This window comes from Streptomyces sp. NPDC079020 (genome assembly GCF_044542225.1).
GTDB lineage: Bacteria > Actinomycetota > Actinomycetes > Streptomycetales > Streptomycetaceae > Streptomyces.
In genome coordinates this window covers 13,104-34,176 of the sequence record NZ_JBITUB010000013.1, presented here as the reverse complement: position 1 = coordinate 34,176, position 21,073 = coordinate 13,104, and the positions used below count along the sequence as shown (strand labels likewise).

Annotated in this window: 18 protein-coding genes, 1 tRNA gene and 1 pseudogene; 6 read left to right on the top strand and 14 right to left on the bottom strand. The window is 66.9% G+C overall.

What is annotated here, in order from left to right:
* Positions 1-7 precede the first annotated feature (7 nt).
* The 8 genes and pseudogenes from ACIGJO_RS25640 to ACIGJO_RS25605 form a co-directional block, all read right to left on the bottom strand.
* Positions 8-472 (bottom strand): DUF6879 family protein, encoded by a 465-nt coding sequence (locus ACIGJO_RS25640; protein ID WP_399961791.1) that lies wholly within the window; start codon positions 470-472, stop codon positions 8-10.
* Positions 473-500: 28 nt separating this feature from the next.
* Positions 501-746, bottom strand: coding sequence for a hypothetical protein (locus tag ACIGJO_RS25635; RefSeq protein WP_399961789.1), 246 nt, complete (start codon positions 744-746; stop codon positions 501-503).
* Between the two features lie 1,646 nt (positions 747-2,392).
* Positions 2,393-3,220 carry a hypothetical protein gene (locus tag ACIGJO_RS25630; RefSeq protein ID WP_399961787.1) on the bottom strand — a complete coding sequence of 276 codons (828 nt, stop codon included), beginning with the start codon at positions 3,218-3,220 and terminating at the stop codon, positions 2,393-2,395.
* Positions 3,221-3,243: 23 nt separating this feature from the next.
* Positions 3,244-3,687: a hypothetical protein gene (locus ACIGJO_RS25625; protein WP_399961785.1), complete on the bottom strand. Its 444-nt coding sequence runs from the start codon at positions 3,685-3,687 to the stop codon at positions 3,244-3,246.
* 658 nt (positions 3,688-4,345) lie between these two features.
* Positions 4,346-5,779 (bottom strand): phage/plasmid primase, P4 family, encoded by a 1,434-nt coding sequence (locus ACIGJO_RS25620; RefSeq protein ID WP_399961783.1) that lies wholly within the window; start codon positions 5,777-5,779, stop codon positions 4,346-4,348.
* Positions 5,779-6,210 carry a hypothetical protein gene (locus ACIGJO_RS25615; RefSeq protein WP_399961781.1) on the bottom strand — a complete coding sequence of 144 codons (432 nt, stop codon included), beginning with the start codon at positions 6,208-6,210 and terminating at the stop codon, positions 5,779-5,781. Before ACIGJO_RS25615 ends, ACIGJO_RS25620 begins: the two co-directional genes overlap by 1 nt.
* Before the next feature lie 698 nt (positions 6,211-6,908).
* Complete coding sequence (locus tag ACIGJO_RS25610; protein ID WP_399961779.1) at positions 6,909-8,693, bottom strand: recombinase family protein; 1,785 nt, start codon at positions 8,691-8,693, stop codon at positions 6,909-6,911.
* Positions 8,694-8,780: 87 nt separating this feature from the next.
* Positions 8,781-9,527, bottom strand: a pseudogene (locus tag ACIGJO_RS25605) (endonuclease III); the annotation flags it as partial.
* Between the two features lie 193 nt (positions 9,528-9,720).
* Here ACIGJO_RS25605 and ACIGJO_RS25600 point away from each other — a divergent pair.
* Positions 9,721-10,395 (top strand): Crp/Fnr family transcriptional regulator, encoded by a 675-nt coding sequence (locus ACIGJO_RS25600; RefSeq protein WP_014046869.1) that lies wholly within the window; start codon positions 9,721-9,723, stop codon positions 10,393-10,395.
* A gap of 307 nt (positions 10,396-10,702) precedes the next feature.
* Here ACIGJO_RS25600 and ACIGJO_RS25595 read toward each other — a convergent pair whose 3' ends face one another.
* The 4 genes from ACIGJO_RS25595 to ACIGJO_RS25580 all read right to left on the bottom strand — a co-directional run bounded on the left by ACIGJO_RS25595 (position 10,703) and on the right by ACIGJO_RS25580 (position 13,369).
* Positions 10,703-11,539 (bottom strand): MBL fold metallo-hydrolase, encoded by an 837-nt coding sequence (locus ACIGJO_RS25595; RefSeq protein ID WP_399961777.1) that lies wholly within the window; start codon positions 11,537-11,539, stop codon positions 10,703-10,705.
* Positions 11,536-12,486: an NUDIX hydrolase gene (locus tag ACIGJO_RS25590; protein WP_399961775.1), complete on the bottom strand. Its 951-nt coding sequence runs from the start codon at positions 12,484-12,486 to the stop codon at positions 11,536-11,538. The genes ACIGJO_RS25595 and ACIGJO_RS25590 overlap by 4 nt, the downstream gene beginning before the upstream one ends.
* Before the next feature lie 254 nt (positions 12,487-12,740).
* Positions 12,741-13,211 carry a RidA family protein gene (locus ACIGJO_RS25585; protein WP_399961772.1) on the bottom strand — a complete coding sequence of 157 codons (471 nt, stop codon included), beginning with the start codon at positions 13,209-13,211 and terminating at the stop codon, positions 12,741-12,743.
* Positions 13,211-13,369 (bottom strand): DUF4177 domain-containing protein, encoded by a 159-nt coding sequence (locus tag ACIGJO_RS25580; RefSeq protein WP_019992579.1) that lies wholly within the window; start codon positions 13,367-13,369, stop codon positions 13,211-13,213. The genes ACIGJO_RS25585 and ACIGJO_RS25580 overlap by 1 nt, the downstream gene beginning before the upstream one ends.
* A 71-nt stretch (positions 13,370-13,440) precedes the next feature.
* Between ACIGJO_RS25580 and ACIGJO_RS25575 the strand changes: the two genes are divergently transcribed.
* Positions 13,441-14,415 carry an ArsA family ATPase gene (locus tag ACIGJO_RS25575; protein ID WP_399961770.1) on the top strand — a complete coding sequence of 325 codons (975 nt, stop codon included), beginning with the start codon at positions 13,441-13,443 and terminating at the stop codon, positions 14,413-14,415.
* Positions 14,416-14,423: 8 nt separating this feature from the next.
* Positions 14,424-15,860, top strand: a complete 1,437-nt coding sequence (locus tag ACIGJO_RS25570; protein ID WP_399961768.1) for an ArsA-related P-loop ATPase — start codon at positions 14,424-14,426, stop codon at positions 15,858-15,860.
* A gap of 118 nt (positions 15,861-15,978) precedes the next feature.
* On the opposite strand, the gene ACIGJO_RS25565 is transcribed toward ACIGJO_RS25570, so the two are convergent.
* Positions 15,979-16,329 (bottom strand): WhiB family transcriptional regulator, encoded by a 351-nt coding sequence (locus ACIGJO_RS25565; protein WP_266927671.1) that lies wholly within the window; start codon positions 16,327-16,329, stop codon positions 15,979-15,981.
* A gap of 419 nt (positions 16,330-16,748) precedes the next feature.
* Here ACIGJO_RS25565 and ACIGJO_RS25560 point away from each other — a divergent pair, with 419 nt between their 5' ends.
* Positions 16,749-18,992: a transglycosylase domain-containing protein gene (locus ACIGJO_RS25560; RefSeq protein WP_399961765.1), complete on the top strand. Its 2,244-nt coding sequence runs from the start codon at positions 16,749-16,751 to the stop codon at positions 18,990-18,992.
* A gap of 400 nt (positions 18,993-19,392) precedes the next feature.
* Here the strand turns inward: ACIGJO_RS25560 and ACIGJO_RS25555 are convergent, their stop codons facing one another.
* A complete protein-coding gene (locus ACIGJO_RS25555; protein WP_399961763.1) occupies positions 19,393-19,857 on the bottom strand; it encodes a GatB/YqeY domain-containing protein in 465 nt (154 codons plus the stop codon).
* 79 nt (positions 19,858-19,936) lie between these two features.
* On the opposite strand from ACIGJO_RS25555, the gene ACIGJO_RS25550 reads away from it, so the two are divergent.
* Both ACIGJO_RS25550 and ACIGJO_RS25545 read left to right on the top strand, forming a co-directional pair.
* A complete protein-coding gene (locus ACIGJO_RS25550; RefSeq protein WP_399961761.1) occupies positions 19,937-20,875 on the top strand; it encodes a metallophosphoesterase in 939 nt (312 codons plus the stop codon).
* A gap of 100 nt (positions 20,876-20,975) precedes the next feature.
* Positions 20,976-21,049 (top strand) — tRNA-Pro (locus ACIGJO_RS25545).
* The last annotated feature ends 24 nt before the right edge of the window (positions 21,050-21,073 follow it).

The following is a 21,073-nucleotide window of genomic DNA, read 5'->3' as shown; positions in this document are numbered from 1 at the left end:
GTAGCGGCTAGGCCGTGAACCTTTCGTGCGGAGTGGCGCGCTGCCACACGGACTCGAACGCCTCGCTGAATTTCTTGATCACTGCCGGGTCATCACACATCTCGTTGCAGTCCAACGCGCCGTTGCCGGTGAAGTGCCCGAACCTGATCAGCCGGTCATCGAAGATCCACAGATCAGCGCCAGGCAGGAGCAGGGTTGCGGCGTCCTTGCGTGGCAGCCAACGCACCTGTTCCCCGGCTTCCTGGTTGAGGTGTGATGCCTCGTGCTCGAACCGGATGTAATCGGTAACCGGCTCGGACACGACGCGGGCCCGCCGCATCTCCACCCCCCGCCCGACCGCTTCCCGCACCGTTTCCATCCATGGGCGGAAGTCCTCGACAAAGGCCGGAGTGATCCCGCCTGCCCGCTTCCACTCAGCGAAGCGGCCCCCGTCGTCGTACCCCTCGTACGTGTCCCGCAGTTCGAGGTGCACGGCGGACCGATGACAGTCCTTGATCAGCTCACTGAACGGCGGAACGCTGCTCGGCCTCATCACACGCCTTCCTGATCAGCGGCACCATGCGTGCCGGAATACGGATCACCGCCTCAGAGTCGGGGAGGTGCCCAACCGTGAGGCATTCCGCTTCCGTCTCCTCGTCGGCCTTCCACCCCTGCAACACCATGTCCGCCGTGCTGTCGTCCACCCACACGGTGGGGCAGTTGTCGCCGTTGGTGTTCGGGTCCTTACCGAAGAACTTTAGAGCCATGACCTTGACCCCTACCTACTCAGTTGCGGCTAGTTGCATGAGCGTCACCCCGCCGGGTGCGCCCCGTCAAGACCGCTCATCTCTCCGGGACTTGACCACGTCAAGAATAGTTACTCATCGGTAACTTACCGAAGCATCACCTACGTTCCCGGCGCGCAACGCAACGGGGCGACCTGCGTTTCCAAAGTGGCAAAATCCCTTGGGGCGTCTGACCTCTACCCGCTCGCCGGCTCGACTTTTCGCGACTTCCCGCCTTGCATTCCAAGGAACGCAGAAAACCCCCGACAGCCGAACCCACAGCGGGGCCGGTCCATCGGGGGTCATGAGCACCCCTTGACGTTCAGGGGTGGTCACCTGGTGCCGCAGTTCCTCGGGTGGCCGTCGAGCCGTACGCGACGGGGGAACCGAGGGGCGGTTTGCTCAGCGGGTCGGACGATCGGCAGCGAGCGGGGGAAGCGCCACGCGACCATGCCGGGCGGGGCTGGGCCGCTGGACGGCTTCCAACCGTTCGGGCCGAGGACTACGCGGGTTGGGTTCATATCCTGCCGTACGCCTTCCATAGTTCCCACGCGCTGTAATACGACGCGGACGGCGGGGCGCTCTCCCGCAGGTGCAACAGCTCAGCGAATAGCGCACGGTCGTGACCGGCGTCTCTGTCGCGTGCTGCGCCACCCTCGCTGAACGCAACCCATGCCCGATGCCAGCGACGGCAAAACACCGAGCAGAAAGGCCGGAAGCCTCCTGTATCCGTGCGCTTAAATGCGGGTCTCGCGCAACCGAGGCGAGTGCATGTGCGTAGATCTGACACTAGGAATCCTCCTTACCAGGTGGCCCAAATATGGCGGTGTCGCTCGGCGAACCCTTGGGCGCGACTCTCTAGGGCCGGATCACTGAAAGGCTCGGATGCTTCGCGCTTAGGGTCGGGGCATTCCCGCTGACCGGCCAGCGCGTATACGACAGCGAGGCGGCCCATTGCTACGTCCTCGGCAGTCGGGCCAGAATCAACCGGCTGACGCTTACGCCGCGCGACCACCTCGCACCCCCCAACGTGCTCGGTTCAATGTACGGGCAGCAGCAGCCGGGGAACCCTTGCCAGCGCCCATGTCCGCATCCTGTAGACCGAGGGCGCGCACGATAGCGAGGAACGACGTTTCAGCGGCGCGCAGTTCCTTAAGCGAGGGGTTCGGATATAGACCGCCTCGAACACCGCGCACGATAATGCCGCGATCCTTCACGTCTAGCTCTAGTCCCTCGATCTGATCCAGCACAGCGCACGCCCGTTCCAGGGTGACTAGCTCGTGTGCCTCTAGGTCGAACTCATCGACAACCGACCGGCGAAAGGTGGTGCTCAGCTTTGGCTTACTCATAGTGAAACTCCAGGGGTATTCGGTATTCGCGCTGGTCACACGGCGTTAACTGATCTGGGCTCTCCGGACGGACTGGCGAAGCTGCTATACGCATGCGGTCCCCAAAGGCTCGGTTTTGGGGTCACCCCCCACCCCTCCGGTGACTTTCCGTGAGATTTCCACTGTCACCTAGCGTGAATACAGCGAGAGAATCACACGACTCACAGCGCGCGGAATGCATGAACCAGGAACAGCGAGCGGAGCCGAGCCGATTAGTGCCCGACCCCACTCGATGAATGCCTAGTGGGTGAAGCCGCCGTAAGGGCTTGCGTTGCGCATCGTCATACGCTCGCTGGCTAGCCTCTCCTGCCATTCCTCGTAACGCTGCTCGGCAAGCTCGGGGAGGGCAGCGGCAATGGTGGGTAGGTCCTCGGTTAGTAGAGTGCCGCCCTGGATGGGGTCGTCATTCAGCACGTACCGGCGAACATCGCTCATTGCCTTGCTGAGCTTGGGGGCATCCCAACTCTCGGCCCCCTGCCCGGTAAAGACTCCCCCGTGCTCCAGCGGGGAATCGTTGAACTCGATTTCGCGCAGCTCATCACTCAGCAGGTGGGTTAGCGTGAAGTCACCGAGGAGGCCGTATAGCTCGGCCAGCGCGGGAATCTGTGCGTCCAACTCCTTGAATGCCTTCACCGCAGCCTCGCGCCGCTTGAGGAATTCGGACGCGACAGACCCTCGATATTCTGTGATGAATGCGCGGTCCTCAAACAGTGCGTCGTACGCCTTGCGCGCCGTCGCCAGTCGAGGGAAGTTGCCCCGGAAGGCGGAGAGAGTGCCGTCAACGGCTAGCCGGGCATCCATGACCTTGACAGCGGTACCGGCCGGAACAGGCTTGCCGGAATCGGCAGCACGGGCATTCGCTGCAACGGCATCTAGGTGGGCATCCTCGGCCGCCTCGGCTCGCTCGTAATAGAGTTCAGTCAGCCGGTCCATCTCGCTGACAACGGCCTGTAGGGCCTGCCAACGATCATCGGCCACCTTCGGCGCGAGAGCACCATGACGCTTGTTGCGCATCATGAATTCGTGGTTGCTGGTGACTAGGTCTTCTGGGGTGGTGTTCTCGGACATTGTGTGTCTCCTCGTTGGGGTGCTTAAAGCCAGGGGGTGTGAATGCGGTTGAAGATGCGGGCGGCTAGTTCATCGCCCTCGGCGCGCTGCGTGAATTGGTCGTAACTCTGACGCGCTGCGCCCAGTTCGTCGGTCATGTCGGAATGCCGGGAAGCGGTTATGTCGGCCTCTGCCTGCCAGCGCTCACCCAATTCAGCGCGCTTGCTCCGATCGGCTTCCGCCTTTTGCTCGGCTCGCCATTCATCTAGCTCGCGCCTTTCCGCCTCACGTGCTAGAGCGCGTGCCTCGTACTGGTCTAGCAATGCGTTGTTGCGGTCGGACACTTCCCAGCTGGCTTCCATATCGCGCCGCCGACGCTCAGCAATGAGCCGGTCGGCGTTCTCTGTGGAACCCTGGTGCATTCGCGCTGTGTTGAGCCGAGAGTTTGATCCCTGGCCCGAATCGGGCGTATCCCATACGGTGGTCATTGGCAGTCCTTTCGGGTACAAAAATGCCCCCTTGCCTGCCGGGGTCTATGCCGAGACCACAGCGGGACAAGGGGGCCACCGGTGAGGAGTACGCCGACTAGCGCGCGTGACTACAACTCACCGAAGATTGAAGGGGGTTGCGGCGGCATCCGCAGGGGGTCACCCCTTGACGTTCAGGGGTGGTGGGGCAGCCGGTCAGGCTGGGTGAGAACCTGACCGGCCTAGCACCATTTGAAAGGAAACACACCAGGGAACTACCCCGGTTGAAGCCAGCAAGCTCAAGCGTCCACGTCCGGACGAGTGTGGGGATTCGGCGGAATCTCTGATTGCTGATTCACGAACGGCATTAGCCGTTCCCTCTCTACGAGGTGTGTGGGTTAAGCGGAAAGGCTGAAAGGGACGGAATATCGCACGGGGGCGGGAAGTCGTTATCCAACCGTTGCCAGCCGGCTCGGGGTCAGCGGGAAATGCGGGGGCGCAACGCAACAACACATCAAACAGTTGCCTTGGATACTTTCCAAATACCATTAGGTCTGTCTGAGTTACATGTCTTCAAATCTTGTGCACCATCTGTTGTTCTGTTGCTTTACCCAGGTCAGAGGGGGTGCGGACGTGCAACACATAGCGTGCACACGCAACACACCCCCTCCGCGCTGTCCTACTCGGCCCGGAACATCTCTGGGGAATCCGACCAATCCGTCTGCGCTGCAAGGCGAATGCCAGTAAACCCGCGCTTGCCCGCGCTGTTGTACGTGCCCATGGTGCGGCACCGTTCCTTGAGTGCGTTGGTCAGTGAACGCTTGGTGCGGAACGCGTCCATGCCCTCTTCCTCGGCCCACGCTGTGTACGCATTCCACAGATCAGCGCCGGTAACGCGTCCCTTGGGGTCGGCCACAAGGATGCCGGGGAAGAATCCGGCCAGGGTGTCGGACTCCTCCTTGTACGCCTCCACAGCGGCCTTCACGCTGTCCGGGTCGTGCAACCCATCGGCGTACCAATCGACGCTGCCACGGACCAGCCATGCGAGGATGCCCGGCATTTCGGCGCGTAGCGTGTCCTCTAGATTCAGGTCCTTGTTTTCACCCTGGAAACTCTGGAGAAAAGGGATCAGCTTGACGCGCCGCCATGTGCCGTTGTCCTGCTCCTTGACGACCGGCTTGTAATTGCTCGCGAGCAGGATCAGCGCTTGCGGCTTGAACGCGTAAGGCTTGCGATACTTGGGGTTAACCGTGATCTCTTCCCCGCCGGTCGCATTCTTGATAGCGGCGCTGTCGAGAACGGCAGAACGGTTGGTCTCGCTGGCCAGCGCTAGGCGAGTGCCAACAAGCATTTCCGCATCGGGCCCGCCCCGCGTCTTCCCGCTAGTGGTGAACATGTCGAAAGGCACCGTTGTTGCGTGCGCGCCGAGCAGTTCCCGCAGCGTGGTTAGCAGTGTGGACTTTCCGTTTGAGCCGGAACCATAGAGGACCGCGAAACACTGTTCCTTTGTGCTGCCCGTGATGCCGTACCCCAACAGCCGCTGCACATAGTCGGGCAACTCCGGGTCGTGGGCGAAGACTTCAGCGAGGAACTGTTCCCACCGAGGGGCCTTAGCATCCGGGTCGTAAGGCACGCTGACAGCCTTGGTGATCCGCTGTCCCGGCGTGCCCTCGGATAGCTCTCCGGTGCGTAGGTCGATGACCCCGTTTGGGGCCGCCAATAGCCACGGGTCGGCGTCCCAATCTCCGCTGTACCGAACATCGGTAAGACCCTTAAGCATGTCCACGACGTTGTCCCGGCGCTGCTTGCTCCCGAGGTACTGAGATCGGCGCTGGTCCTTTTCGCTCTTGCGTAGATCGCGCAGCATGGTTTGAACGGTGGACGTTACGTCGTCGCCCTCGGCGTCCGTGTGCCAGTGGTGGGCATCCTCGGGGAAGGAGTGCCAGCCGCGCGCCCGGTTGAATGACAGCGAGCCGTTAAAGCGACTGCTCAGCGCATGGATAGCTAGGTCATCGTCAGCCATGGTGCCGATTTCCTCGGCGCTGTCGCTGCCGTTTGCTGCCTGCTGTAGCGCGGCTAGTAGGGCCTCGGTGTTCAGGTTCGAAAGGTCCATTACAGCTCCACCCCAGCAGCGCCCATAACGGCCGCTATTCCATCGATCTCTTCTTTGAGCTTCTTCTTTACGTTCTTCTCGCGCGCCGTCCACGGGTCCATGTGGTCGTGTTCAGCGAGCAGTCGCAGGTACCGCTTACGGGCAACCCAGAGTTGCGCATAGACCCGCTCAAGATCCCAGTTCACATCGTCGGTTGGGGCGCACAGTTCGTAGCCAGGGTTCCCGTACGCGTCGCTGCCTTTGAGCCGTCCGCGCTGGATGGTCTGTGGTAGGCAATGCGGGGTGCGGTGCCCGAGAGATGTTCCGTGAATGTGCTCACAGCCGCAGAAAGGGCAGGCGATTACGCGACTCTGCCCGGCTAGCCTGCCGTTGCTGTAATGGACGTCGATTAGGAATGACTGCGTTTTGGGGGTGTAGGTATCAAGGTTCATGGGGCGTGTCTCCTCGGGGTGGCGTGCTGAGCACCCCTTGACGTTTAGGGGTGGTGTCAGCGGGTGGCGGTGCCGTAGGTCTTGCGCTGGTAGTAGGCGCGTTCACGGCATGAGCGACCGCAGTACATGGGGCGGCGGCCGGTCCCGTGATAGGGCGGCAGCTGACTACCGCAGTCGCATTTGGTGCGCATGGTGGATCTCCCTTTCCGATTAATCGAAATCCGGGCCAAGAAAAAGCACCCCCTCGGCGGGAGTGCCTGAGTGCGCCGGTGAAGCGGCGTCACGGTCTACGAGGGGAGTGGGTTAAGTGCTTGCCGTCGTCGCCCTCAGCTATCGCGAGCGAGTCAGTCGAGCTGGGGAGCGATGCGAAGCGCACACCCGAACTCCAGTGTGTAGAGGGCGAGTTGAAAGCCTGCCGATTTCGGCCGGCTGGAGCCCCCATGTAACGGAGAGTGATCCTTTGGTTACAGCTCTCCCGTGGTCCTCTACCGGCTCGCCAGGGACCGCCAACACCGGAGGGCAGCGAGAGGGAGGGCGGCGTTTAGGCGGACGTCCAGGGCCCTTGCCGGGCGCGCTGGCCCCTTTCCCGTGGCACTGGGGTGAGAGCCGCTGTGCGGCCGTCTGCGGACATGAAAGAGCCCCGGCGGGGGAATCCCTCACCGGGGCTCTCAAAGGCTCTCAGCGCCTCTTACGGATGGTCAGTCTTCGGTCTGGTCATCTTCCTCGGGCCGGACGAATTCCAGCGTGATGCGCGACGACACGTCATAGCCACCCCGTACCCGGCCACGATGTGAGTTCGTCACCGCCGTAACCGTGATGCGCCGCACGAACAACTCAATCAACTTGCGCCGCTCGGCCATGTCCACAGTGGCCCACCACGAACCCTTACCGAGGGGGTCACCATCCTCGGAACCCTCCAGCCATTCGGCGAACGGGAGTTCCACGGTTTCCGGGTCGGCCAGTTCCTCTAGCCGTGTCTCGGCCGCGCGTAGACGGGCCTCGATCCGGTGGAGCTTTTCCCGGAATCGCTTCTTTCCATACTCGCCGGGGTAAAGGTCCGCGTCCTTGTCGTCGTACAGGTCGTCACGGGCGTTCAGCGCGTCGGCCCGCTCCGTGACTACCTCGGTTCGCTCTGCGGCCGTCTCGGGGCGCTCAATGGACCGCGAGAAAACCCGCGTTGCCTCGGCCACGATGTCCGCTGTGTCGTCGTCCGCTGTGCCATCGGTGACGCTCTGGATCACAGCGAAGATGCGCCGCGCCACGTAGTCGTCAAGGTGGCTTTGCATCACGCGATTCAGTCCCGCGTGTTCGCCGTTGGTCGCAACGGTCGTTCCTCGGGTGCACAGATACACCGGCTTGTTACCGCTGTTCTGTGCCTTACCGGGCCGTCCGCATTCGCACACGAGGACCGGAGTACGGGGAGCGCTCCGCAGACCGCTAAGGAGAGAGGTCCCGTGCGCCACTCCTTCACCCTGACCCCGACCCAACAGCCAATCCCGGATCACGAACCATTGCGCCGGGGCGATGATCGGTTCGCAGAGCATTTCCGGTCGGCCGTCCTCATCCCGGATGATCCGATAGCCGATCAGGGTGTTGGTCCGGGTGCCGTTCTCTCGAACCTTGTAGATCGGCTCGGCTCGTATACCGGCAATGGCCGGATTGAGGAGAATCCATTTCAGCGTGCGAACCTGCCAAGTCGAGTTCTTCCGCTCCTTTCCCTTTCGCTGACCGCGCGTCGGGATTCCCCTTGCGTTCATGTCGTCGCACAGCGCGGAAATGGTGCCGGGGTTCCGCTGGCCAGGCTTGCGAGTGACGGGGGTGTGCATGTGCTTGATGATCAGCGCGCCGATTCGGCGGAGGTTCGCAGCCTCATCCTTGTTGTGGACGAGACGCATAAGGTCGAGCTTTCCCTCTGCGTACTTTTCGCCGTCGAGACCGTACGGAGTTTGTCCCCCGAGCCACGAACCCTTAGCGCGCTGCGCCGCCTTTACGTCGCGCACCTTCTTGGACTTGACATCGGATTCCTTGTTCGCTGCGTCAAGACGCATGATTAGGTAAATCAGCGCCATGGTGTCGCGCGGGGCGAATACTCCATCGCAGACGCTGACGATGGTGACCCCGAGCGAATGGAGTTCGCTCACGATGGGGATAGCGTCCATGACTTCACGGCGAGAGAACCGGCTCACGTCGTAAACGACGAGCATGTTGAACGAGCCAGCGCGGGCAGACTTGAGCATTTCCTCAAAGCCGGGCCGCTCGGCGTCGGGGTTCCAGCCGGAAATGCCGATGTCCTCGAAGTGACGGAGGAACCGGCCGTGCAGCTCAGCGGCGCGGGTCTCGTTCGCAGCGCGCTGTGTAAGGGGGGATGCCTCGGTCTTGTTGGTCTTGGCTGACGACTGCCGTATGTAGCTGACGGCGACGGCCGCAAGGGCGGGGGCCGAGAGGAAGCTAGCCGGTACGTCGGCAAGCTGAGTGGTGGACACGCTCTGTCTCCTGGGGTCGTAGTGACCCCTGCGGGCCGCTACTAGGAGCGAGCGAGTCTGTGAAGACCGTCGTACCTAAGTGGCGAACCCGAACGCGTTGCCGAGCACGACATTGGCGGTCTTGCGGCCGACCCCGGGCAGCGTGACGAGGTCCTCCAGACGGCCGGGGACCTCGCCGCCGAACCTGTCCCGGAGAGCCGCGGACAGGCCGAGCAACGACGTCGTCTTGGCCCGGAAGAAGCCGGTCGGCCGGATGATCACCTCCATCTCCTCGGGGACGGCCGCGGCCATGTCCTCGGGAGTGGGGTAGGCGGCGAAGAGCGCGGGAGTGGTCTGGTTGACCCTCAGGTCGGTGGTCTGGGCGGACAGCACGGTGGCGACAAGCAGCTCGAAAGGATTACGGAAGTCGAGCTCGGGGTGGGCGTACGGATAGACCTCGGCGAGCTCACGGTTGATCCTGCGGGCCCGCCGGACCATCGCGAGACGCGATTCCGGTTTCGGCGTCCTGGAAGCCTTGGGGGTACCGGAGGCCTTGGGGGTACCGGAGGCCTTGGGAGTCCCGGAGGTTTTGGAAGTCCCGGAGGTCTTCGGCTTCGACGCGGCGCGCGACGGCTTGCGCGCGGTGCTCGGTGGCTCGGGCGCGGTGCTCGGTGGCTCGGGCGCGGCGCTCGGCTTGGTGGTCTTCACTTCGGGCCTCCCGGCCGGCTTCTGGGCCAACGCTCCAGCGGGGCCCTTTGTGGCACATTTCGGGCGTCGAGCGGGCTGTTCGCCCACAGCGGAATTGCGGCCATCCGACACCCCATCAGCCCCCTCGGCCTGCGCTCTCACCGGCATTCTGGACACCCGGTCAGCCTAGAGCCCGCCACTGACATCCGCCCCGGTCACCGCGCATCCACGCCCGATCGGCCCCCTGCCGTAGGGTCCGGCACGCCCGTGCGTCAAACTGGTTTGTGATTGATCGCACTGTTTTACCGTCCGGCATGATGGGGACCACGGTTCCCTGAACAGGCCGACAAGGAGAGAACTCGTGGACGACGTTCTGCGGCGCGCCCCGCTTTTCGCGGCGCTCGATGATGAGCAGGCCGCGGAGCTCCGCGCCTCGATGAGTGAGGTGACCCTCGCGCGCGGAGACGCGCTCTTCCACGAGGGTGACCCGGGCGACCGCCTGTACGTGGTCACCGAGGGCAAGGTGAAACTCCACCGCACCTCCCCCGACGGACGCGAGAACATGCTGGCCGTCCTCGGCCCCGGCGAGCTGATCGGTGAGCTGTCGCTCTTCGACCCGGGCCCGCGCACCGCGACCGCGACCGCGCTGACCGAGGTCAAGCTCCTCGGCCTCGGCCACGGCGACCTCCAGCCCTGGCTGAACGCCCGCCCCGAGGTGGCCACCGCGCTGCTGCGCGCCGTCGCCCGGCGCCTGCGCAAGACGAACGACCAGATGTCCGACCTGGTCTTCTCCGATGTTCCGGGCCGTGTGGCCCGTGCGCTCCTGGACCTGTCGCGCCGCTTCGGCGTCCAGTCCGAGGAGGGCATCCACGTCGTCCACGACCTGACGCAGGAAGAGCTGGCCCAGCTGGTCGGCGCCTCCCGCGAGACGGTCAACAAGGCGCTCGCGGACTTCGCAGGTCGCGGCTGGCTGAGGCTCGAAGCCCGTGCGGTGATCCTGCTGGATGTGGAGCGGCTGGCGAAGCGGTCCCGCTGACCGGCGCCCGCGCCGCAGTCCAAGGCCGAAACCGAAACCGAAACCGAGGCTGAGACCGCGGCTGCGGCTGCGGCTGCGGCTGTGTGTCGCGTGTCGCGTGTCGCGTGTTGCGTGTTGCGTGTGATGAAGGGCCCGGCCGGACGGCAGGGCCCTTCACGCGTCTCCTGGGCGGGGCCGGAGCAGGTTCCGGTACGACTCCCGGACCGGAACCCGGAACGGTTCCCCGACCGGCCCAGCGACCAATCCCGGCCCTCGACCAACCCTGGCCGCCCGCGACCAGCCCTGGTCAGCCCCCGACCGGCCCTGGTCAGCCCTCGATCAGGCCGTGCTCCGTCAGGTACTCCAGCTGAGCCCGTACCGAAAGTTCCGCGGCCGGCCACAGGGAGCGGTCCACGTCGGCGTACACCTGGGTCACCACCTCCGAGGGTGAGCGGTGCCCCGCCTCCACCGCCGACTCCACCTGGGCCAGCCGGTGGGCGCGATGGGCCAGGTAGAACTCGACCGCCCCCTGGGCGTCCTCCAGCACCGGTCCGTGCCCCGGCAGCACCGTGTGCACCCCGTCGTCGACGGTCAGCGAGCGCAGCCGCCGCAGGGTGTCCAGGTAGTCGCCGAGCCGACCGTCGGGATGGGCCACCATCGTGGTGCCACGGCCCAGAATCGTGTCGCCCGTCAGCACCGCGCGGTCGGCGGGCAGGTGGAAGGAGAGCGAATCCGCGGTGTGCCCGGGAGTCGGGACCACCCGTAGTTCGAGCCCTCCGGTGGTGATCACATCACCCGCCGACAGCCCCTCGTCGCCCAGCCGCAGTGCCACGTCCAGGGCCCGCACCTTCGTACGCGTCAGCTCGGCGAAGCGTGCCGCGCCCTCCGCGTGGTCGGGGTGGCCGTGCGTGAGGAGGGTGAGGGCGACGCGCCGTCCGGCCCGCTCGGCCGTCTCGATGACGGCCCTCAGGTGGACGTCGTCGAGCGGGCCGGGGTCGATGACGACGGCCAGATCGGAGTCGGGCTCGGCGACGATCCAGGTGTTGGTTCCGTCCAGCGTCATCGCCGAGGCGTTGGGCGCGAGGACATTGACCGTACGGGCGGTGGCGGGGCCGGAGAGCACCCCGCCGCGCGGCTGTCCGGGCAGTGCGGCGGCGTCACTCACCCGGCACCACCGCCCGCGCCCGAAGCCTGCTCCCGCGCCCGGTCCGCCCCGGGCGCCTGCTCCCGGGCCCGGTCCGCCCCGGGGATGTGCTTGGTGAACTCGTCGTGCCCCGGCCAGCTCAGCACCAGCCCGTCGCCCTCCAGCCGGGCCTGTGCGAGTACGGGAGCCAGGTCCTGGGAGTCCGCGGCCTTCAGCGCCTCGGCAGCCGTCCCGTACGGGCTCAGCGTGCGCAGCGTCGACACGGTGGGCGGCATCATCAGGAGCTCGCCCCGGTCGTACCCGTCGGCGGCCTCACCGGGGGAGATCCACACCGTGCGGTCGGCCTCGGTGGACACGTTGCGGGTGCGCTGCCCGTCCGGAAGCGCGGCGACGAAGAACCAGGTGTCGTACCGTCGCGGTTCGAACTCCGGGGTGATCCAGCGCGCCCAGGCGCCCAGCAGGTCGGAGCGCAGCACCAGGCCCCGCCGGTCCAGGAACTCGGCGAAGGACAGCTCACGGGCCACCAGCGCCTCGCGGTCGGCCTCCCAGTCCGCCCCGGTGACATCCCCGGCGACGGTGTCGGCGGTCGGCCCTGCGAGCAGGACGCCCGCCTCCTCGTACGTCTCACGGACCGCCGCGCAGACGATGGCCTGCGCCTCGGTCACCGTGCCGACGCCGAGCCTGCGGGCCCAGCTCTCCAGCGACGGCCCGGCCCAGCCGATCAGGCGGTCGTCATCACGCGGGTCCACGCCGCCACCCGGATAGGCGTACGCGCCTCCGGCGAAGGCCATGGACGCGCTGCGGCGCAGCATGTGCACGACGGTGCCGCCTCCGGCGCCGGCTTCCGCACGGTCACGCAGCAGCATCACGGTGGCGGCCCGCCTGGGTGTCGCGGCCGTCAGCTCGCCCGCGGCGAGTGCCCGGATCCGGTCGGGCCATTCCGGTGGGTACCACTGACCATTGGACATGGCCGGAGGCTATCCGGAAGCGGGCCGATGTTCGAGAGGTGATCGGGAATGACCACCGGAGCGAGAGCCTGCGGTTGAGCAGCCCGCTGAGGGGGAAGCCCGCCGGGGACCTGCCGCGGAAAGCCCGCTGGAGCGGACCCGGCGGCAGAACGAAGATCCCGCCCGGTCTCGTCGACCGGACGGGATCACCGCGTCTTTCCCTCACCGCACAGCACGGCAGCGCACCGCACGGCAGCGCACCGTGCGGTGATGTCTCAGGCCTCGACCAGCTCGACCTGGACCTCGACCTCGACGGGTGCGTCCAGCGGCAGCACCGCGACGCCCACGGCGCTGCGCGCGTGCACGCCCTTGTCACCGAGCACCTCGCCCAGCAGCTCGCTCGCGCCGTTGATCACGGCCGGCTGCCCGGTGAAGTCGGCGGCCGAGGCGACGAAGCCCACGACCTTCACGACCCGCGCGATCCGGTCCAGGTCGCCCGCGACCGATTTCACGGCGGCCAGCGCGTTGAGCGCGCAGATCCGGGCCAGGTCCTTCGCCTCGTCCGGCGTCACCTCGGCACCGACCTTGCCGGTGACGGCGAGCTTGCCGTCCACCATCGGCAGCTGGCCGGAGGTGTACACGTACACCCCGGAGCGCACGGCCGGCTGGTACGAGGCCAGCGGCGGCACGACCCCCGGCAGGGTCAGACCGAGTTCGGCGAGCTTCGCCTCGACGGCGCCCGCCACTACGGCTTCTCCCGCTTCAGGTAGGCCACGAGCTGCTCGGGGTTGTTCGGGCCGGGGACGACCTGGACCAGCTCCCAGCCGTCCTCGCCCCAGGTGTCCAGAATCTGCTTGGTCGCGTGCACGAGAAGGGGCACGGTCGCGTATTCCCACTTGGTCATGGGCCGACTGTAATACCTGGCACGTACGGTCTCGTGCGTAGCCCGGGGCCGGACTGGTTAGGCTCGAATACGTGAGCAGGTTCCAGGTCGTCAGCGGCAAGGGCGGTACCGGTAAGACGACGGTGGCCGCCGCCCTCGCGCTCGCCCTCGCGACCGAGGGCAGGCGCACCCTTCTCGTCGAGGTCGAGGGCAGGCAGGGCATCGCCCAGCTCTTCGAGTCGGAAGCGCTTCCCTACGAGGAGCGGATGATCGCCTCCGCGCCCGGCGGCGGCGAGGTGTACGCCCTCGCGATCGACGCCGAGCGCGCGCTCCTCGACTACCTCCAGATGTTCTACAAGCTCGGCAGCGCGGGCCGGGCCCTGAAGAAGCTCGGCGCCATCGACTTCGCCACCACCATCGCGCCCGGGGTCCGGGACGTCCTGCTGACCGGCAAGGCCTGCGAAGCCGTGCGCCGCAAGGACAAGCAGGGACGGTTCGTCTACGACCACGTGATCATGGACGCCCCGCCGACCGGCCGCATCACCCGCTTCCTCAATGTGAACGACGAGGTGGCGGGGCTGGCCAGGATCGGCCCGATACACCATCAGGCCCAGGCCGTGATGCGGGTCCTGAAGTCCCCGGAGACCGCCGTGCATCTGGTGACCCTCCTGGAGGAGATGCCGGTCCAGGAGACGGTGGACGGTATCGCCGAGCTCCGGGCCGCCGAGCTGCCCGTGGGCCGGGTCGTCGTGAACATGGTGCGCCCGCACCTGCTGGACGAGGACGCGCTGCGCACCGCTTCGAGCGGCCGCCGCAAGGAGATCGCGAAGACGCTGACCCGGGCCGGAGTGACCGGCTCCGCCGCGCTCGTACGACCGCTGGTCGAGCAGGCGGCCGAGCACGCACAGCGGGTCGGCCTGGAGCGGGAGCAGCGCGCCGTACTGGCCGGTCTCGGACTGCCGGCCGCCGAGCTCCCGCTGGTCGGCGAGGGCGTGGACCTCGCCGCGCTGTACGAACTGGCGGCGGAGCTCCGTAAACAGGGCGCAGGGGAAGAGGTGGGCTCATGACCCCGGTCATGACGGCCGAAGACGCGGCACCCGGGCTGGACACCGACGCGCTGCTCGACGACCCGGGCATCCGGATCGTCGTGTGCTGCGGCTCGGGCGGGGTCGGCAAGACCACGACCGCGGCGGCGCTCGGCGTACGGGCGGCGGAGCGCGGCCGGAAGGCCGTCGTCCTCACCATCGACCCGGCCCGCCGGCTCGCCCAGTCGATGGGCATCGACCAGCTGGACAACATCCCGCGCCGCGTCGAGGGCATCGAGGGCGACGGCGAACTGCACGCCATGATGCTCGACATGAAGCGGACCTTCGACGAGACCGTCGAGGCCCACACGGACGCCGAGCGGGCCCGCGCGATCCTGGAGAACCCCTTCTACCAGTCCCTGTCGGCCGGTTTCGCCGGTACGCAGGAGTACATGGCGATGGAGAAGCTCGGGCAGCTGAGGGCGCGCGACGAGTGGGACCTGATCATCGTCGACACCCCTCCCTCGCGCTCCGCGCTGGACTTCCTGGACGCGCCGAAGCGGCTGGGTTCGTTCCTGGACGGCAAGTTCATCCGGCTGCTGATGGCGCCCGCGAAGGTGGGCGGCCGGGCGGGGATGAAGTTCCTCAACGTGGGCATGTCGATGATGACGGGGACGCTGGGCAAACTGCTCGGCGGCCAGTTCCTGCGGGACGTACAGACCTTCGTCGCGGCGATGGACACGATGTTCGGCGGGTTCCGCACGCGGGCCGATGCCACGTACAAGCTGCTCCAGGCGCCCGGTACGGCGTTCCTCGTGGTCGCGACCCCGGAGCGGGACGCGCTGCGGGAGGCCGCGTATTTCGTGGAACGGCTGGCCGCCGAGGACATGCCGCTGGCCGGTCTGGTCCTCAACCGGGTCCATGGAAGCGAGGCTTCACGGCTCTCCGCCGAGCAGGCGCTGGCCGCCGCGGAAAATCTTGAAGAGGCCCGCATTGTCGATCAGACGGCAGGGAAGGCTGCCCTTTGTGACCCGTCGGGCCCGGCGGTCACCTCTCCCGAAGCCCCCGAGCCGTCGCTCTCCCCCGAGCCCGAGCCCACATCTGAGCCCGACCTCGCATCCGACGCCGTATCCGAGTCCAACGCCTCATCCGATCCCGCACCCGCACCCGCACATGAGCCGCACGCCGAACCGGAACCCGGCCCCGACCCCCGCCCCGGTGCACGTCACGGCTCCGAATCCGAGGACGTCCTTGCCGCGGTCCCTGTCGAAGAACTGACCGCAGGTCTGTTGCGGCTGCACGCCGAGCGTATGCAGGTCGTCGCGCGCGAGCAGCACACCCGCGACCGCTTCGCCGCGCTGCACCCGGAGGTCCTGGTGACCGAAGTGGCGGCCCTGCCCGGTGATGTGCACGACCTCGCGGGTCTTCGGGCCATCGGTGAACGGCTCGCGGCCGGCTCCGGTCAGCCCCCGCACGGAGCCGCGTAGCCGAGCACACCCGCACGGACACGCCGGTCCCACGCAGTCGTCGTACCCGCCCCTGTTGCCTGCCCCGCCCGAAGCGGCTGCCCACAGCTGCCACAACGTCAGGGGTGTCCCAGGGCCGCTAGCCGGCGGCGGCGTACGTCTCGTGCAGTTCGTCGTCCTCCAGACCGATCACCGCGGGCAGGATGCCCGTCGACCGCTCGTACTCGCTGCGCGCGGTCTCCAGCAGTCGGCGCCAGGACGTGACGGTGGGGCGACGGCGCAGCAGTGCGCGTCTTTCCCGCTCCGTCATTCCGCCCCACACGCCGAATTCGACGCGATTGTCGAGCGCATCGGCCAGGCACTCGGTCCGCACCGGGCATCCGGTGCACACCGCCTTGGCCCTGTTCTGCGCTGCTCCTTGTACGAACAGTTCATCCGGATCGGTAGTGCGGCAGGCTGCCTGCGCACTCCAGTCGGTTACCCAGCCCATGCCGGCGCCGTCCTCTCCCGAATCGAGGCTCCCCCACGGCGGCAGCGGCATATTCACCGCTGCCAGTTGAGGACGTTACGGAAGGTGGGGACAGCACAACACCCCCTTCGGGCCCAATCTTGAATGGTCCGAACGGACTATGCGTACGCGGCAGATCACCCAGGGGAGTGAGGTGAGGACATGCGGGACTATCTCCGCGAAATCGGGACAGTACACCCGAGTTGCAGCGGACGTTCCATGACACACGAGGCGTTTTCGGGAACGTCCCGGTGGATGGCTCGGGTGCGCGACGGCGTGACGGAGAATGACCAGAAATTGCGCATGGGGCTTGATACGTAACCGGACTGCTGTGACAGTTGAGAGCAGCTTAGGCCAATGCATATACGCCTGTCCGGCAAATGAGAACGTAGGCTGCCCCCATGCCAAAGAAGCGCTCGGGCGGGGGTCTCACGACGACCCAGCAGGCCGCCAAGTTCCTCGGTGTCGCCGCACTCTCCGGAGCTGTGCTGGCGGGCATCGCGCTGCCCGCGGCCGGAGCACTGGGCCTCGCCGCCAAGGGGACGGTCGAGGGATTCGACGAAATCCCCTCCAACCTCAAGACTCCACCGCTCAGTCAGCGCACCACGATCCTCGACCGCGAGGGCGGCGCGCTCGCGACGGTCTACTCGCGTGACCGCACCGTGGTCCCCCTCAAGGACATCTCCCCGTACATGCAGGACGCGATCATCGCGATCGAGGACTCCCGCTTCTACGAGCACGGGGCGGTCGACCTCAAGGGCATCCTCCGCGCGATGAACCGCAACGTGCAGGCGGGCGGGGCCGCGCAGGGCGCGTCGACCCTCACCCAGCAGTACGTGAAGAACGTCTTCGTCGAGGAGGCGGGCGACGATCCGGAGAAGGTCGCGGAGGCCACCCAGCAGACCCTGGGCCGCAAGGTCCGCGAGCTGAAGTACGCGATCCAGGTCGAGGAGGAGCTGGGCAAGAAGAAGATCCTGGAGAACTACCTCAACATCACGTTCTTCGGGCAGCAGGCGTACGGCATCGAGGCCGCGTCCCAGCGCTACTTCTCCAAGCACGCCAAGGACCTGAAGCTGGAGGAGGCCGCGCTGCTCGCCGGCGTCGTCCAGTCTCCGAGCCGTTTCGACCCGGTCAACGACGCGGAGGAAGCGACCAAGCGCCGCAACACCGTGCTCGCCCGGATGGCCGCCGTCCGCAGCATCTCGCAGACCGAGGCGGAGAAGGCCATGGCCACTCCGATCAAGCTGAAGGTCAAGAAGCCGAAGAACGGCTGCATCACCGCCGTCAGCGGCTCCGGGTTCTTCTGCGACTACGTGCGCAAGGCGATCCTCCGTGACCCTGCGTTCGGCAAGACCGAGGAGGAGCGCTCAAAGCTCTGGAACCTCGGCGGTCTGACCATCAGGACCACGCTGGACCCGCGCGCGCAGCAGGCCGCGAACGAGGCCGCCACCGCGAAGGTCAACAAGGACGACAAGTTCGCGGCGTCGGTGGTGCAGCTCCAGCCCGGCACCGGCAAGATCCTCTCCATGGGCCAGTCCCGTCCCTACGGCCTGGACCAGAAGAAGAACGAGACGGTGCTCAACCTCTCCGTCAGCAACAAGATGGGCGGCAGCACCTACGGCTTCCAGGTCGGCTCGACGTTCAAGCCGATCACCGCGGCGGCGGCGCTGGAGAAGGGCATCAGCCCGTCCACGTCGTTCTCCACGGACTGGAGGCTCTCGGTCCCGATGAGCTCCTTCACCACCTGCTCGGGCTCCACCGCCGGTGGCGGCAACTGGGACCTGCAGAACGAGATGGAGTCGGAGAAGGGCTCCTGGGACATGACGAGCGCGCTCGGCAAGTCCATCAACACCTACTTCGCGCTGCTGGAGCAGAAGGCCGGGCTCTGCGACACGGTCAAGATGGCGAAGAAGATGGGGTACGAGCGGGGCGACGGCAAGGAGATCGGCGAGAACCCGTCGATCACCCTCGGCGGTGAGGTGAGCACGCCTCTCTCGATGGCCGCCGCGTACGCGACGTTCGCCAACCGCGGCACGTACTGCACGCCGATCGCCATCGAGTCGATCACCGACGCCAACGGCAAGAAGCTCAAGGTCCCGAAGTCCTCGTGCTCGCGGGCGATGACCGAGCGGACCGCCGACATGATCAACCAGATGCTCAAGGGCGTCGTCGAGGACGGCACCGGTACGCAGGCCGGGCTCAGCGACCGCGACAACGCCGGCAAGACCGGTACGACGAACGACCGCAAGGACGCCTGGTTCGTCGGGTACACCCCCAACCTCTCCACAGCGGTGTGGGTGGGCGACGACATCGGCGAAAAGAGCTCGATGTTCGGCGTCACCATCGGCGGCCAGTACTACGACAAGGTCTGTGGTGGCTGTCTCCCGGGCCCGATCTGGAAGATCGCGATGACTGGGGCGCTGAACGCCTCCGAAACGCCTTCCTTCACGCCTGTCTCCGTCCCCCGGGCGAAGCCCAAGGAGGACAAGGAGAAGGGCCGGGACAGGGACGAGGACCACGAGGACCGCGAGGACGGCAAGCCCGGCGACAACAACCCGTTCCCCGGTATCAGCATCCCGCCGGGCGGGTTCGGTAACGGCGGCGACTCCCGCGGCAACCACGACGGCGAAACGAACGGCCCCTGACCCGTCAGGTGCCTGTACGGCAGTGGGGCCCTCCCGGTCGGTCACGATCGACCGGGAGGGCCCCACTTTCGTCTGTGTACTCACCGGCCCCGGCACCGGCACCGGCCGGGCCACGCGGGCCTCCGGCACCGGTCGGGCCACGCGGGCCTCCGGCACCGGTCGGGCCACGGGGAAGGGATGTGGCGACGGCACAAGGGCCCCAGGCGCCTGGGGGGTGCGGATACGGCACAGGGGCCCGGGGAAGGAGTGCGGATACGGCACAGGGCCCCAGGCGCCTGGGCTGCCGGGTACGCGGACCCCGTGAGAGGTCTGCCGGGCACGCGGACCCCGTGAGAGGGTCTGCCGGGCACGCGGACCCCGTGAGAGGGTCTGCCGGGCACGCGGACCCCGGCAGACCCTCTCAGCCCGCGAGGAGCTTCTTCACCGCGGCGGCGACGCGGCCGCCCTCGGCGAGTCCGGCGACCTTCGGGTTCACGATCTTCATGACGGCACCCATCGCCCGCGGTCCCTCGGCCCCGGCGGCCTTCGCCTCCTCGACGGCGGACGCGACGATGGCGTTCAGCTCGTCGTCGGACAGCTGCTTGGGCAGATAGCCGTCGAGCAGCTCGCCCTCCGCCTTCTCCCGCTCCGCCTGCTCGGTCCGGCCGCCCTGGGCGAAGGCCTCGGCCGCCTCGCGGCGCTTCTTCGCCTCCTTGGCGATCACCTTCTGCACCTCGTCGTCGGAGAGTTCGCGCGCCGTCTTGCCGCTGACCTCTTCCTTGGTGATCGCGGTGAGGGTGAGCCGAAGGGTGGACGAGGTCAGCTCGTCGCGCGCCTTCATGGCCGTGTGGAGGTCTTCCTTGAGCTTGGACTTGAGCGTGGTCATGCCGCGATTGTGACAGGTGCGGCCCGCCCGCCGCCCGCCGGTTTTCCGCTCGCCGCACCGTGTCTGCGACGATGGACGCATGCGCGCACGCTACGGAGTACCCCTGAAAGTCACGGCAGTCGGCGCCGCGGTCGGCGCTGCCGGCCTCGCCTACGCCGCCGGATTCGAAGCCCGCTCGTTCCGTCTGCGGCGGGTCACCGTCCCCGTACTCCCGCACGGGGCACGCCCGTTGCGCGTGCTCCAGGTCTCCGATATCCACATGGTGAGCGGCCAGCGCAAGAAGCGGGCCTGGCTGCAGTCGCTGGCCGGGCTGCGCCCGGACTTCGTCGTGAACACCGGCGACAACCTCTCCGACCCGGAGGCGGTGCCGGAGGTGCTGGACGCGCTCGGTCCGCTGATGGAGTTCCCGGGCGTGTACGTCTTCGGCTCCAACGACTACTACGGCCCCAAGCTCCGCAACCCGGCCCGCTACCTCCTGGAGAAGGTCCATGGCAAGCACGGCCTCAACGGGAACGCCCCGGCGGTGGGGGTCGTGCACAATCCGTGGAAGCCGATGCGCGACGCGTTCGACGAGGCGGGCTGGCTGGGGCTGTCCAACACCCGCGGCCGGCTCAAAGCCGACGGCCTGGAGATCGCGTTCACCGGCCTGGACGACCCGCACATCAGGCGGGACCGCTACGCGGAGGTGGCGGGTGGCCCCGAGACGGGCGCCGACCTCTCGATCGGCGTGGTCCATGCCCCGTACCTGCGCTCCCTGGACGCCTTCACGGCGGACGGATACCCGCTGATCCTGGCGGGTCACACGCACGGCGGCCAGCTCTGCATCCCGTTCTACGGAGCGCTCGTCACCAACTGCGACCTCGACACCGACCGGGTGAAGGGCCTGTCCAGCCACACGGTGGGGCCCAAGCGCGCCTACCTCCACGTCTCCGCAGGCTGCGGCACCAACCGCTACACCCCGGTCCGCTTCGCCTGCCCCCCCGAGGTGACCCTGCTGACCCTGACCCCCCGCGACTGACGCCCGCCGGTGCCCTCCCGCAGCACCCGGAGAAAGCAGATTTCGCCTCCGGCCGCGGGTGGGCTAAAGTAATCGATGTCGCCGGGAGACCGGTGGACATCGGGGTGTAGCGCAGCTTGGCAGCGCGCTTCGTTCGGGACGAAGAGGTCGTGGGTTCAAATCCCGCCACCCCGACAGCTGAAACACCAGGTCAGGGGC

Coding starts and splice junctions, on each gene's coding strand:
- ACIGJO_RS25590 (WP_399961775.1), bottom strand. CDS start 12,486: ATGTCCAATGGTCAGTGGTACCCACCGGAATGGCCCGACCGGATCCGG.
- ACIGJO_RS25630 (WP_399961787.1), bottom strand. CDS start 3,220: ATGTCCGAGAACACCACCCCAGAAGACCTAGTCACCAGCAACCACGAA.
- ACIGJO_RS25560 (WP_399961765.1), top strand. CDS start 16,749: ATGCCAAAGAAGCGCTCGGGCGGGGGTCTCACGACGACCCAGCAGGCC.
- ACIGJO_RS25625 (WP_399961785.1), bottom strand. CDS start 3,687: ATGACCACCGTATGGGATACGCCCGATTCGGGCCAGGGATCAAACTCT.
- ACIGJO_RS25555 (WP_399961763.1), bottom strand. CDS start 19,857: ATGACCACGCTCAAGTCCAAGCTCAAGGAAGACCTCCACACGGCCATG.
- ACIGJO_RS25615 (WP_399961781.1), bottom strand. CDS start 6,210: ATGAACCTTGATACCTACACCCCCAAAACGCAGTCATTCCTAATCGAC.
- ACIGJO_RS25580 (WP_019992579.1), bottom strand. CDS start 13,369: ATGACCAAGTGGGAATACGCGACCGTGCCCCTTCTCGTGCACGCGACC.
- ACIGJO_RS25620 (WP_399961783.1), bottom strand. CDS start 5,779: ATGGACCTTTCGAACCTGAACACCGAGGCCCTACTAGCCGCGCTACAG.
- ACIGJO_RS25635 (WP_399961789.1), bottom strand. CDS start 746: ATGGCTCTAAAGTTCTTCGGTAAGGACCCGAACACCAACGGCGACAAC.
- ACIGJO_RS25570 (WP_399961768.1), top strand. CDS start 14,424: ATGACGGCCGAAGACGCGGCACCCGGGCTGGACACCGACGCGCTGCTC.
- ACIGJO_RS25550 (WP_399961761.1), top strand. CDS start 19,937: ATGCGCGCACGCTACGGAGTACCCCTGAAAGTCACGGCAGTCGGCGCC.
- ACIGJO_RS25565 (WP_266927671.1), bottom strand. CDS start 16,329: ATGGGCTGGGTAACCGACTGGAGTGCGCAGGCAGCCTGCCGCACTACC.